Raw genomic sequence first — 13,198 nt, 5'->3', positions numbered from 1 at the left:
CGAGCGGGCCTGCGTGCCAGGTCCGGCTACGGCTCGTGCCTGGGCTACTCGCGCCGCACGAACTGCTCCTCGGGCGACCTGCCAGCTGGGACGGGTGGGGTGACCGGCCTGCTGGGCGAGAGCGTCACGACCACGTTGGCGATGACCAGCATCGCGCCGCCCACGAGCAGACGTCCGGTGAGCACTTCCGCGGTGAAGAGCACGGCCAGGCCCGCGGCCCACACCGGCTCGGCGGCCATGATGACCGCCGCGTGGGTCGCGGCCAGGCGACTCTGCGCCCACGTCTGCACGCCGATGGCCAGGGCGCTGGCGACGAGCGCGAGATAGGCGATCACCAGCCAGTCCACACGGCTCGTCGGCATGTCGACGCCGATGACCAGGGCGGGCACTCCGACCACCACGGTGATCGCGATCATCTGGATCGTGGTCAGCGCCCAGGCCTGCCCCGGCAGCGACCAGGCTCCCAACGCGACGATCTGCAGGCCGTAGAGCGCTGCGGCTGTGAGCAGCAACGACTCCCCGAGCCCGAACTGCCAGTCCTGCAGGGCGAAGACCGCGAGTCCTGCGAGTGCGAGGAGTACGCCGGCCAATGTCGGTAACGACGAGCGCGCCCGGAAGATGAGGTAGGCGAACACGGGCGTGAAGGCCGCATACGTTCCGATCAGGAAGCCGGCTTCCGACGCGGAAGTCAGCCGGAGTCCGTAGTACTGCGGAATCTGCGCGACGCCGTAGATGCTGCCCAGTACCAGGGCGCGCAGCCAGGTTGTTCGCGACAGGCCACGCAGACAGCGCGGTCGGACCAGCCACATCACCAGTGCCGCCATGCCGAACCGGATCGCGAGCATGGTGAGTGGGTCGTGTCGGGTGACGACGCCCTTGGACATGAAGAACGTCGAGCCCCACAACGCGGTGACGAAGCTGAGTGCCAGAACGGGCACCAGCACACGGGGGCGCGCGAACGTGGTCACTCTCCTACGACCACGGAATGCACGACCGTTCCGGTCGTGAGCCATGACGTCGCGTTCTCGGCCTGGGTCATCACGTAGTCGCGAGCGGAGGCGTCGGAGAGGTAGGCCGCGTGCGGGCTGAGCCACAACCGAGGATGCTGGAGCAGCCGCAGATCCGTGGGCGGCTCTTCGGGGAACACGTCGAGCGCTGCCCCGCCGAGCCTGCCGGCGTCCAGGGCGTCCATGAGCGCGGTGTGGTCGATGAGCTCGCCGCGGGCGACGTTGACCAGCATCGACCCGGCCCGCATGAGGCCCAGCTGGGGTGCGCCGATGATGCCACGGTTGGACGGGGTGAGCGGCGCGTGCAAGCTGACCACGTCCGAGCGCGCCATCAGGTCGTCGAGGTTGCACGGGGACATCCCCGGTGGCCACCTGTCGACGGGCAGCAGGGGGTCGTGGCCGAGGACGGTGGCGAACAGTGGCTGCGCCATCGCCGCCAGCCGGCGGCCGATCCGGCCCATTCCGACCACGCCCAACGTGCTCGCCGACAACCGGCGCAGCCGCTCAGTGGATCCGTCCCATGTCCCCGACCGCACCGCCCGGTCCAGGAACGGAAGCCCGCGCAGCAGGCCGCAACCCATGGCGAGCGCATGCGAGGCGACCTCCTCGCTGGCTGCGTCGGGCACGTTGGCGACGCACACCCCGCGGCGAGCGGCGGCGTCGAGGTCGACGGTGTCCACGCCCGCGGACTGGGTGCAGATCAGCTTCAGCAGCGGCAGTCGCGACAGCAACGCCTCCCCGACCGGTGTGTATCCGATCAGCAGCACCGTGGCGTCGTTCGCCTTGTCGGCGATGTGGTCGGGATCGTCGCTGTCGAGCACGCGGACCACGAAGCCGTGCGACTCCAGGTGCGCCACGCCGGGTCCTGGATCGAGCTCGCCGACGTCGGTGTAGACGGCAACCGGGGCACTCAAAGCTGCACGGACTTGATCTGCTGGAACTCCTCCAGACCGAAGCGACCGAGCTCGCGGCCGTAGCCGGACTTCTTGTAGCCACCGAAGGGCGCGTCGATGTTGAACTCCGCGCCGTTGACGTCGACCTGCCCGGTGCGCAGTCGGCGGGCGACCGCGAGGGCATGCGCCTCGTCGCCGGCCCACACCGCACCGGCCAGGCCGTAGTCGGTGTCGTTGGCGATGCGGACGGCGTCGTCCTCGGTGTCGTAGGGCAGCACCACGAGCACCGGCCCGAACACCTCCTGCTGGACGATCTGGTCACCGGGTGCGACCTCGGAGACGACGACCGGCGACACGTAGTGGCCGGTGTCGCCGCTGTGGTCGACGAGCTCGGTGACCACAGCACCGGCCGAACGCGCCCGTGCCACCAGGTCGAGGACCGTCTGACGCTGGCGGGCCGAGATCAGCGGGCCGAGGTCGGTGTCTTCGTGCTGGGGATCACCGACCACCAGCTCACCGGCCCGCTTCGTGGCGAGGCTGACCGCCTCGTCGTACCGCTGGGCCGGGACCAGCAGACGCGTCCAGGCGCTGCAGGTCTGGCCGGTGTTGACAGTGGCGGAGTCCACGGTGGCGCGCACCGCGGTCTCCAGGTCCGCGTCGGGGAGCACCACGCTGGCCGACTTCCCGCCGAGCTCGAGGCAGACCCGCTTGAGCGACGCGGCTGCCTGGGCGGCGATCCGGGACCCGACGCCGGTGGACCCGGTGAAGGAGACCACGTCGACGTCGGGATGGGTGACGATCGCCTCGCCGACCCGTGTCCCGGACCCGGGGACGAGATTGACCACGCCGGCCGGCAGCGCGGCCGCCAGCGAGGCGTCGGCCAGCAGGTACGCCGTGAGCGGGGTGAGCTCGGCCGGCTTGGCGACGACCGTGCATCCGGCGGCGAGAGCTGCCGCGACCTTGATCACGAGCTGGTAGAGGGGGTAGTTCCAGGGCGTGATGCATCCGACCACTCCGGCCGGCTCGCGCAGGACCAGCGAGTTCCCGATCCGCTCGTCGAGCTGCTCCACGCGCAGCAGGTCGACGTAGGAGGCGAGGATGTCCAGGGAGATGTCGACGTGCGCCTCCCGGGCCACCCGCACCGGCGCCCCGACCTCGGCGACCGTGGCCGCGACGAGTTCGTCGCGGCGGGCTGCCAGGGAGATGTGCAGCGCCTGCAGGTGGTCGGCCCGCTCGGAGTCGGGCATCCGGCTCCACGACTCGAACGCGGCGCGCGCGGCCGTGACCGCGGCGTCGACGTGCTCGGGTCCGGAGCTCGCGGCGCTGCCGATCTCCTGCTCGGTGGCCGGGTTCTCCACCGGGATCGCGGCACCGACCTTCACCCAGGCGCCGTCGATCAACGCATCGTCGCGGTACCAGCGGTGAGCGGCGCGGGGCTCGGTCATCGTCACTCTCACTGGTCGGACTCGGGCTCGGGGATGTGGATCAACGTCGGGCGATCTGCCTCGAAGGCCTCCCCCAAGGCTGTGGAGAGTGCGGCAGCGTCGGTGAGCGCGACAGCGTGGCAGCCCAGGCTGCGAGCCAGGCCCACGAAATCCGGGTGCCCCAGGTTCACGCCGAGCGGCTGGTCGCCGCGGGCCGCCTGCTCGTTGCGAATCTCGCCGTAGCCGCCGTTGTCCACGACGAGAAGCGGAATCGCCAGGCCTGCCTCGGCCGCGCCGGCCAGCTCCACGATGGTGAACATGACGCCCCCGTCGCCGTGCATGGCCATCACTCGTGCGTCCGGCCTGGCGAGTTTCGCGCCGATCGCGGCAGGCAGGCCGTAACCAAGGGTCCCCACGCCGGTCGGGTAGAGGAACGAGGCCGGCCGGTGGGCGGGCAGGTTCGAGATCGCCCCGTAGTAGCAGGCCATCGCGCTGTCGGCGGCCACCACGTCGCCGGGCTGCAGCACCTCGGACATGGCCTCGATGATGGGCAGGTAGAGCGCGCCCTCGACGCGTGCGTCTGCCTGGAGCCGCTTGCGCCAGGCGTCGGCGCGGCCGGCGGCGCCAGGAGCGGGCTCGTGGTCGAGGCGGCTGAGCAGACCCTCGATGCTGAGTGCCGCGTCACCGACGACGGCGACGTCGGGGACCGCGTTGCTGCTGATCTGGACAGGGTCGACGTCGATCCGGACCAGCGTGCCGCTCACCGGAAGCGGGCCGATCCACAGGTCGGACGGCGCCAGCTCGGTCCCGACCGCGAGCAGCACGTCGCAGTCCGCGGCGAACTCCGCGACGCTGGGGTGGTGCACGCCGGTGCCCAGCCCGAGCGGGTGGTCGTCGGCGACGGTGCCCTTGCCGTTGGTGGTGTGCACCACCGGAGCACCGAGGCGTTCCGCGAGTGCGACCAACTCGACGGCCGCGGCGCGAGACCCGCCGCCGGCCACGATCCCGGGGCGTTCGGCGGCTCCCAGCACCATGGCTGCGCGGTCCAGCTGCGAGGGATCGGCCTGGTGAGCGAGGTGTGGAACCGGTGGTACGAGGGACACCTCGGCCTCGATCTCGAGGAGGTCGAGCGGGATCTCGAGGTGCACCGGGCGCGGTCGACCGCCCTGCATGGCGGCGAATGCCTGTGCGACTGCCAGCGGGATCTCCTCGACGCTTCCCACCCGATGGCTGTAGGCCACCACGGAGTCCATGGCGCGGCTCTGGTTCTTGACCTCGTGCAGGTACCCGTTGCCGCGGGCCGGGTGCTGCAGGGGCATGCCGGGAGAGATGAACAGCACCGGCACGGAGTCGGAGTACGCCTGCGCGGCTGCGGCGGCCGTGTTGAGGATCGCCGGCCCGCTCGTCGTGAGACAGACACCGACCCGCCCGCTGGAACGTGCGTAGCCGTCCGCGGCGTACCCGGCTCCCTGCTCGTGCCGGGGCGAGAAGTGCGCGATGTCGTACTTGATCAGGTGGGCGTAGATCGGCAGGTTGTGCGTGCCAGGGATGCCGAACACGGTGCCGACGTCGTGTGTGGCGAGGGCTGCGACCAGCGCCTCCCCGCCGGTGAGTCGCGTGGGCTTGTTCACGAGCGGGAGTCTCCGTAGATCTGCTTGCCGAGCCACTGGCCACCGTCGACGGTGAGCACTTCACCGGTGATGTAGCGAGCGCGTTCGGAGAGAAGGAAGGAGGCCGACTCGGCGACCTCCTCGGGCGAGGTGAACCGGTTGGCGGGGACGCTGCCGAGCACCCGGCGGCGGTCCTGCTCGGAGGCCCAGAGCGCGGCGCCCGCACCCTCGGTCTCGGTCGGTCCGGGAGCGATGCAGTTGACCCGGACGCCGGACGCGGCCCACTCCACGGCCAGCGTCCTGGTCATCGCGAGCACGCCGCCCTTGGCGGCGGCGGAGTGCACGGTGCCGGGGTGCCCGTGCCAGGCGTAGGTGGCGATCACGTTCAGGATGGCCCCGGCGCCGGCCGCCAGCATGTGCTGTGCGGCGGCGCGGGTGCAGAAGAAGGTGCCGTTGAGCACGATGTCGATGACCGCCCGCCAGCCGTTCGGGGACAGGTCCTTCCCGGGCACGGTGAAGTTGCCTGCGGCGTTGTTCACCAAGGCGTCCAGGCGGCCGTGTCGTTCGACGGCAGCGTCGACGGCAGCGGTCACCGCGTCCGCGTCGCGCACGTCACAGGAGACGAAGTCCGCGACGGCACCGAGCTTCTCGGCAAGCCGCGCGGTCTCCTCGAGTGGCTCGGGCCGGCGTCCGAGTACCACCACCGTGCCGCCCTTGGCGGCGTAGTCGAGCGCGATGGCCCGGCCGATCCCGGAGCCGCCGCCGGTGACCAGCGCGACCTTTCCGGCGAAGTCGCCCTCGGTTCGAGCGTCCGTCATGGTTGCTCCCCCTCAGGGACAGTGGTGGGATCGGTTGCGAGGGCGATCAGTGCGTCGACGGCGAGTGCGCCGTCGGGTCCGATGCGGACCGGGTTCAGCTCGATGTCGGAGCAGTCAGGAAGCTCGGCGAGCAATCGGGACACGGCGACCACGAGCCGGACCAGGGCGGCGATGTCGGCCGCGGGCTTGCCGCGCCACCCGGTGAGCAGTGCGTGGCTGCGCAGCCGTTGCACCATCGCGGCGGCGGTGACCTCGTCGACGGGAGCCAGCTCCAGCGCGGTGTCGCGGAAGAGCTCGGCCTGGGTCCCGCCGGCGCCGACCATCACCACGGGTCCGAAGACCGGATCACGTCGACCACCGACGATCATCTCGACGGTGTCGGGACGGGTGTCCATCTCCTCGAGCACGTAGGTTCCGGGCCCCAGCCTCGCCGACATCTCGTCGAAGGCCTTGCACGCAGTGTCGCTGTCGGGGATGCCGACGACGACGCCACCGACCTCGGTCTTGTGCGTGATCCAGTCGGCCTTCAGCACGAACGGGGCGGACAGCTCCGTAGCGGCCTGGGCAACGGCATCGAGGTGCTCGACCCGACGTGCAGCGGGGAATGCCACGCCGGCGGACTCGAGAAGTGCACGGGCCGAGAGGTAGCCGTCGACGATCCGGCTCCCCGGTCGTGGCGGCAGGGCCTCCAGCGCACGACCGGGCTCGGCGGCGATCCGCGAGCAGGCGGACAGGCTCAGCGCCGCGGTCTCGATGGTGTGGTAGGTCGGCACACCGAGTTCGCGGATCAGATCGATGGTGGCCGACTCACGGCACATGCTGTGCAGAGCGACCGGCTTTCCGTATGCCCGCGACGCGCCGGCGATCCGCCGCGCCACGGCCTTCTCCTCCTCCTCGATCGAGGGTGTGTAGAAGCCGTAGCTGCCGAAGTAGCCGGTCACCGTGACCGCGTCCACCTCTTCGAGCGCGAGCAGGTCTTCCACCACGGCGGCGTAGACGCCGAGGTCCCGCTCGCCGGCCCCGGCGAGGTCGATCGGGTTGGTGAGGCCGGCGTCCGGCGGGAGCATGGCGGCGAGCCGCTCGCGCGCGGGACCGGGGAGCGGCACCACGTCGAGCCGCTGCGCTCCCATCATGTCCGCAGCGACCGCGCCCTGGCCGCCGCTGTCCCCGACGATGGCGATCCGGCGGCCGCTCGGCAGCGGCGCGTCGACGAGCATCTGTGCGACCTCGACGAGCTGGGCAGGAGTGTCGACGCGGATCGCACCGGCCGCCCGGCAGGCCGCGTCCACGACATCCAGCGCCGAGGTCATCGACCCGGTGTGCGACTGGGCGGCACTCCGGCTGGCCTCGCTGCCGCCGACGGTGAGCAGGACGGTGTGCTTGCCGGCCTGGCGCAGCGCGCGCAGCGTGTCGATCATCTGGCGCCCGTCGACGAAGCTCTCGACGTACAACGCGACGACGAGCGTCTGGTCGTGGTCGGCCAGGTCCGCGGCGACCTCCGCGGCGGTCACGTCGACCTGGTTGCCGACCGAGACGAACCTGGACACGCCGAGGCCGCGCGCGGCGGCCAGTCCGGCGAGCTCGGATCCCAGCTGGCCGCTCTGGGACACGATGCCGAGCGAACCGGCCTGGAACTCGCCCCACGCCAGTTGCAGGTCCGTGCCTGCGTCGTAGATGCCCAGGCAGTTGGGGCCGACGATCCGCGCGCCGCGGTCGCGGATCTCCGCGGCCAGCTCGCGCTCCGCCCCGGGCCGACCCAGGGCCCGGTCCAGGCCGGCGGTGATACCGACGAAGCCTCGTGCACCTCGGTCGAGGGACTGGCGGACGACGTCCGGCACGCCCGCGGGCGGCACGCAGAGGACCACCAGGTCGAGCGGGCCGTCGATGTCGTCGATGCTGTGGACGCTGGCGTGGCCGTCGATCATGGCCCCGTTCCGGTTCACCAGATGCACCGCACGTCGGTGGATGCCGGCTGCGGCTCCCCGGGCAAGCCAGTAGCCCCACTTGGTGGGATCCGCGGTCGCTCCCACGACGGCGACGGAGCCGGGATCGCGGAAGGTGTCCAGGTCTCGCCTTGCCTGCTCCGCGAGGGTCGAGATCACGAGGTCCCCATCAGGCGCCGGGAGATGATGAGCCGCTGGATGTCGGAGGTGCCTTCCTCGATCTCCTCGAGTTTGGCGTCACGCATCCACTTCTCGACCGGGAACTCGCGGGAGTAGCCCCAGCCGCCGTGGGTCTGCACGGCCGCCGACGCGACCCATGAGGCGTTCTCGGAGGCGACCAGCTTGGCGATCGCGGCTTCCTCGGTGACGTCGAGGCCCTGGTCGAACAAGCGTGCGGCGCGCATGGTGAGCAGGTGCGAGGTGTCGACCCGCGCGGCCATGTCGGCCAGGCGGAACGCCACCGCCTGGTGGTTGATGATCGCCGTCCCGAACTGTTCGCGTTCCTGGGCGTACTTGATGCTGGTATCCAGGGCTGCGCGGGCCAAGCCGGTCGCCGAGGCGCCGATCAGGATGCGCGAGGCGTCGAAGGTGCGCATCAGGCCGTAGAAGCCCTGGCCCTCGTCGCCGAGGCGGTTGTCGACCGGCACCCTCACGTTGTCGAGGAGGACCTCGGCGTTGACGATGCCCCGCTGGCCCATCTTCCTCATCGGGCGGCCGACGATGAGGCCGTCGGCGTCCCGGGGAACGAGGAACGCGGTGACCCCGCGGGAGCGCAGCGCGGCATCGACGGTGGCGAAGACGACGAAGTACTCGGCGTAGGGCGCGTTCGAGATCCAGGTCTTCTGGCCGTTGAGGACGTAGTCGTCCCCGTGGCGCACCGCACGGGTCTGCAGACTCGCGGCGTCGGAACCGACATCGGGTTCCGTGACCGCGAGCGCGGTCACCGGCGGGACCTCCGTGCACAGCAGACCGAGCCAGTGCTTCTTCTGCTCCTCGGTGCCGAGGGCCTCGATGGGGGCGGCGAAAAAGCCGTTCGAGGTGAGGAAGTTGCCGATCGAGATGTCTCCGTAGCACAGCTCCTGCTGCACGAGAGCCTGCGTCACCAGGTCGGTGATCCCTCCGCCGCCGTACTCCTCGGGCAACATCAGGTGGGTCAGCCCGATCTTGGCTGCGGACTGCCACAGGTCCATCGGCGACTCGCAGTCGGCCTCATCGATGTCGGCGGCGCGCGGCCGGATCTCTCGCACGGCGAAGTCGCGGGCGAGCCGGATGAACTCGGCCTGCTCCTCGGTGAGGTCGAGAGCATCTCTGAGGGCGCGGGACATGAGGGACTCCTAGCGTGTGGTCGTGCGGTTCGGGGGTGCTGCGGGGTAGCAGTCAGGCGGGAACTGCCGCCCTGCCTGCTGGGATTGCCGCTTCGTCCGCCGGCGGGCCGTCCGCGACGACCTGTCCGTGCTGTTTCGCCCAGGTGACGACGACTGGCTCTCCGGGGACGAGTCGGCTGTGTCGTCGGTCGGCAGGGGTCCGGGCCACGACGTGCGTGCCATCGGGGAGCGTGACCTCCGCACGGCGACCGCTGCCCAGGTAGATCACTTCGCGGACGGTGCCGCGGAGTGCGTTGCACCCGACGGGTACCTGTTCGTCGGGCCGCAGCACACTCACGTGCTCGGGGCGAACCATGACCGAGCCGGCGCCATCGGCGGACCCGTCTCGCACCTGGATGGACCCGTGCTCGCCGTACGGGAGCACGCCGTTCACGATCGTCCCGGAGAACAGATTCGACTCGCCCAGGAACTCGGCGGTGTACCGCTCCGCCGGCTGCTCGTAGAGTTCCTCCGGCGTGCCGATCTGGACGATCCGCCCGTCGCGCAGCAGCGCGATCCGGTCCGACATCGCCAGCGCTTCTTCCTGATCGTGGGTGACGAAGACGAAGGTGATGCCGAGTTCACGGTGCAGCCGCTTGATCTCGAGCTGCAGCTGCTCGCGCAGGCGCTTGTCGAGCGCACCGAGCGGCTCGTCCATGAGCAGCACCTTCGGCCGGAAGACGATCGCGCGAGCCAGCGCCACGCGCTGCTGCTGCCCGCCGGACAGCTGCTGCGGCATCCGCTTTCCGAGATGACCGAGCTGGACGATGTCCAGCGCTTCCTCGACCAGCCGGACCATCTCCGCCTTGGGAGTGCGGCGTCGGCGCAAGGGGAAGGCGACGTTGTCGAAGACGGTCATGTGCGGGAAGAGCGCATAGTGCTGGAACACCATGCCGAGCCCGCGCTTGTGCGGTGGGGTCTTGGTGATGTCGATGCCATCGACCTCGACCACTCCGGCGTCGCAGTCGGTGAAGCCGGCGATGATGTTGAGCAGGGTCGACTTGCCCGAGCCGCTGGAGCCCAGCAGCGTGATGAACTCGCCGCTCTCGATGTCGAGGTCGACCTGGTCCAGGGCACGCGCGTCGCGGTACTGCTTGGTGACGCCGGAGACGCGTACCGGGGCTCCGGCGAGTTCAGTGGTGGTGGTCATCGGTGGCTCCTGGCGAGACGACGGTTGCGGATCAGGCGCGCCACGCCCAGCGCGGCGAAGGCCGTGATGGTGAAGAGCAGCAGCAAGCTGGAGACGGCGGTCACCGTTGGGTCGATCGCGACCCGTACGCCCGACCACATCTGCACGGGGAGGGTGGTCAGCTCCGGCCCGGAGAGGAACAGGCTGACCACGACCTCGTCCCAGCTGGTGATGAAGGCGAACAGGGCACCGGCGGCCACGCCGGGTGCGATGATCGGCAGGGTGACCCGCAAGAAGGTGGTCAGCGGGCTGGCTCCGAGGCTCATCGCTGCTTGTTCCAGCCGCTGGTCGAACGACGCGAGCGAGGCCGCCACGTTCACCGTCACGAAGGGCACGCCGAGCGCGGTGTGCACGAGCACGAACCCGAGCGTGGTCTGGGTCAGCCCCACCTGCAGCGCCGCGGCGTACACCGCGAGCCCGACGATGACATAGGGCACGATCAGCGGGGCGATCACCAGGCCGGCGACCGCCGCCTTCGCCCGGAGCCGTCCGCGGACCAGGCCGAAGGCGGCCGCGGTGCCGAGGATGACGGCCGTGATCGTCACCAGCACGGCGATCTTGAGACTGGAGAGGGTACTTGCACGCCAGCTGGGGTCGCTGAAGAAGTTCTCGTACCAGCGGAACGACCAGTCGGTCGGGGGAAACTCCAGGAACGAGCTGTCGGAGAAGGACATCGGGATGATGACGAGGACCGGTGCGATCAGGACGAGCCCGGTCAGGACGGCGAGGGTCACGAGCCCACCGCGGACGAGGAGTCGCGACATCACTGCTCCTTCCAGAAGATCCGGCGGACGTCGATGAACCGGCTGGCTATCGCGAGCAGCACGAGGGTGACGATCAGCAGCACGGCAGCGAGTGCTGACGCGAAGCCCCAGTTCAGGACAGTGCTGACCTGCTGCACGATCAGCTCACCGAGCATCACGTCGTCGGGGCCGCCGAGCAGGGCCGGGGTGATGTAGAAGCCGAGAGACTGGATGAACACCAACAGCGAACCGGCCGCGACCCCCGCGGCCGACAGTGGCACGAACACCCGCCAGAACGCGAAGGCCGGTCGAGCCCCGAGCCCTTCAGCGGCCTGCAGTAGGCGACGATCGATGCCGCGCATGGTGGCGTACAGCGGCAGCACCATGAACGGCAGCATCACCTGGACCATGCCGATGAGGACGCCGGTGAAGTTCCGCACCATCGTGATCGGGTCGCTGATCAACCCCAGCGACAACAGGGTCTCGTTGATCGCTCCGGTGTCTCGCAGCAGCAGGACCAGCGCGAACGAACGGACCAGCAAGCTCGTCCAGAACGGGACGAGGACGACCACCAGCAGGACGCTTCGCCACACCGGCGGGGCGATCGTCATCAGGTAGGCGTACGGAAAGCCGATCAGCAGGGTGATCAGGGTGACCGTGATCGCAGTGACGAAGGTGTTGACCAGGACGTCGGTGTAGATGGGGCTGGCGAAGAAGGCCGCGTAGTTGCCGAGCCCGAGGGTCGGGTCGGTGAAGCTGCGGGCGAAGACGATCGCCAGCGGGACGATGAGCACCACGAGCAGGTAGCCGGCGATCGGCAGCGCCAGGGCGCCCCAGCCGTCGGTGAGGAAGAAGCGCCTGCGCTTGCCCGGCGGAGCCGGGGAGCCGGCTCCTGGCGGCGCCGGCCGCGGGTCCGGCTCAGCCCCGCGGCTCGGCGCCCTCCTGTCGGGTGCGGTGGTGGCCGAGCTGCTCACGACGCCAGCCACTCGTTGAACCGCTCGGAGACGGCGTCGTAGTTCTCGGCCCACCAGTCGTAGTCGATGACCGTGGCGCGCTTGGCGGCGTTCTCCTCGGAGGTCGGCAGTTCCTCCAGGATCTCCGGCTCGAGCAGCTCGAGCGCCTTGTCGTTGACCGGCGCGTAGGCGCTGGCCCGGGTGTCCGCGGCCTGGCCCTGAAGATCGGTCACGAAGTGGCCCATCCACTCCATCGCGAGGTCGGCGTTCGGATAGCCCTTCGGGATGACCACCTGGTCGTAGGAGAGGAAGTGCTGGTTGAACTCGTTGGCCACCGGCTGCCCCTGCTGCGCGGCCTGGAAGACTCGGCCGTTCCAGGCCTGGACCAGCGGCGCCTCGCCGCTGGCGAGCAGCTGGACCTGCTGGTCGCCGGTCTCGTAGAAGACGATGTCGTCCTTGATCGTGTCGAGCTTCTCGAACGCCCGATCGACGTCGAGGGGGTAGAGCTCGTCGGCCGGCACGCCATCGGCGAGCAGCGCGGCCTCCAGGATCCCGCCGGTGACGTACTTCCAGAAGCCGCGCTTGCCCGGGAACTGCTCGGTGTCGAAGAACTCTTCCCAGGTCGTCGGGTGGTCCTCGCCGAAGACGTCGGTGTTGTAGGCGATGTTGAAGGCGTACTGCAGGTTCGGGATGGCGCACTCGTTCACGAACTGCGGGTCGAGCACGGAGGTGTCCACGACCTCGGTGTCGATCTTCTCCAGGAGCCCCTCCTCGCAGGCGGTGGCGGAGAAGTTCGGCTCCACCTCGACGATGCCCCAGCTGACCTCGCCGGACTCCACCTGCGCGCGGAGCTTGGCGTAGTCGGTGGGCTGGTCCTGCAGGATCTCGACGCCGTTCACCTCGGCCCAAGGCTTCACGTAGGACTGCACGTGAGCTTCCTGAGCGCTGCCGCCCCACATGACCACGGTCAGGGTCTTGCTGTCTTCTGCCGCCGCCCCGCCTCCGCAGGCTGCTGACGAGCCGACCATCGCGACGGCCGCGAGTGCAACGCCCTTGCGCTTGAAGGTCATCCGAGCTCCTCGATTCTTGACTGGCGCGTCAGTTAACAACGTGAGCATGCGGCGCGGATCACACCGTGTCAAGGCGGATGTGTGATCTGGGTCAAGAAGTTGCCCGGAGGGCAAGGACGCCGGACGGCCGAGGGCGCCGGCGTCAGGACGACTTCTGAACCGTCCAGGACCTGGTGGAGGCTCT

11 protein-coding genes are annotated in these 13,198 nt (G+C 69.9%); all 11 read right to left on the bottom strand.

Annotated elements, in window-relative coordinates; genetic code table 11:
• Window positions 1-44: 44 nt before the first annotated feature.
• From E4P41_RS03180 to E4P41_RS03130, 11 genes are read right to left on the bottom strand one after another with little or no spacing between them, the layout of a single operon-like run.
• A complete protein-coding gene (locus E4P41_RS03180; protein ID WP_167760895.1) occupies window positions 45-968 on the bottom strand; it encodes a DMT family transporter in 924 nt (307 codons plus the stop codon).
• On the bottom strand, window positions 965-1,921 hold the full coding sequence (locus E4P41_RS03175; protein ID WP_135139424.1) for a C-terminal binding protein: 957 nt from the start codon (window positions 1,919-1,921) through the stop codon (window positions 965-967). The genes E4P41_RS03180 and E4P41_RS03175 overlap by 4 nt, the downstream gene beginning before the upstream one ends.
• Entirely contained in the window at window positions 1,918-3,345 is a 1,428-nt protein-coding gene (locus tag E4P41_RS03170; RefSeq protein WP_135139423.1) for an aldehyde dehydrogenase family protein, read from the bottom strand. The genes E4P41_RS03175 and E4P41_RS03170 overlap by 4 nt, the downstream gene beginning before the upstream one ends.
• 8 nt (window positions 3,346-3,353) lie before the next feature.
• Complete coding sequence (locus E4P41_RS03165; protein WP_135139422.1) at window positions 3,354-4,955, bottom strand: 5-guanidino-2-oxopentanoate decarboxylase; 1,602 nt, start codon at window positions 4,953-4,955, stop codon at window positions 3,354-3,356.
• A complete protein-coding gene (locus tag E4P41_RS03160; RefSeq protein WP_135139421.1) occupies window positions 4,952-5,752 on the bottom strand; it encodes a glucose 1-dehydrogenase in 801 nt (266 codons plus the stop codon). The genes E4P41_RS03165 and E4P41_RS03160 overlap by 4 nt, the downstream gene beginning before the upstream one ends.
• Window positions 5,749-7,854 (bottom strand): acetate--CoA ligase family protein, encoded by a 2,106-nt coding sequence (locus E4P41_RS03155; protein WP_209307513.1) that lies wholly within the window; start codon window positions 7,852-7,854, stop codon window positions 5,749-5,751. The genes E4P41_RS03160 and E4P41_RS03155 overlap by 4 nt, the downstream gene beginning before the upstream one ends.
• The gene (locus E4P41_RS03150; RefSeq protein ID WP_135139420.1) at window positions 7,851-9,020 is read right to left on the bottom strand and encodes an acyl-CoA dehydrogenase family protein; all 1,170 of its coding nucleotides are present in this window, start codon (window positions 9,018-9,020) and stop codon (window positions 7,851-7,853) included. The genes E4P41_RS03155 and E4P41_RS03150 overlap by 4 nt, the downstream gene beginning before the upstream one ends.
• A 52-nt stretch (window positions 9,021-9,072) precedes the next feature.
• Window positions 9,073-10,209, bottom strand: coding sequence for an ABC transporter ATP-binding protein (locus tag E4P41_RS03145; RefSeq protein WP_135139419.1), 1,137 nt, complete (start codon window positions 10,207-10,209; stop codon window positions 9,073-9,075).
• Window positions 10,206-11,012 carry an ABC transporter permease gene (locus tag E4P41_RS03140; protein ID WP_167760894.1) on the bottom strand — a complete coding sequence of 269 codons (807 nt, stop codon included), beginning with the start codon at window positions 11,010-11,012 and terminating at the stop codon, window positions 10,206-10,208. The genes E4P41_RS03145 and E4P41_RS03140 overlap by 4 nt, the downstream gene beginning before the upstream one ends.
• Window positions 11,012-11,965: an ABC transporter permease gene (locus E4P41_RS03135; RefSeq protein WP_209307512.1), complete on the bottom strand. Its 954-nt coding sequence runs from the start codon at window positions 11,963-11,965 to the stop codon at window positions 11,012-11,014. Before E4P41_RS03135 ends, E4P41_RS03140 begins: the two co-directional genes overlap by 1 nt.
• Entirely contained in the window at window positions 11,962-13,014 is a 1,053-nt protein-coding gene (locus E4P41_RS03130; RefSeq protein ID WP_135139417.1) for an ABC transporter substrate-binding protein, read from the bottom strand. Before E4P41_RS03130 ends, E4P41_RS03135 begins: the two co-directional genes overlap by 4 nt.
• Window positions 13,015-13,198: the final 184 nt, after the last annotated feature.

It is taken from the genome of Geodermatophilus sp. DF01-2 (assembly GCF_004571065.1).
Lineage (GTDB): Bacteria > Actinomycetota > Actinomycetes > Mycobacteriales > Geodermatophilaceae > Geodermatophilus.
Note: the sequence above shows the minus strand (reverse complement) of the source record. Positions and strands in the feature narration are given on the sequence as shown.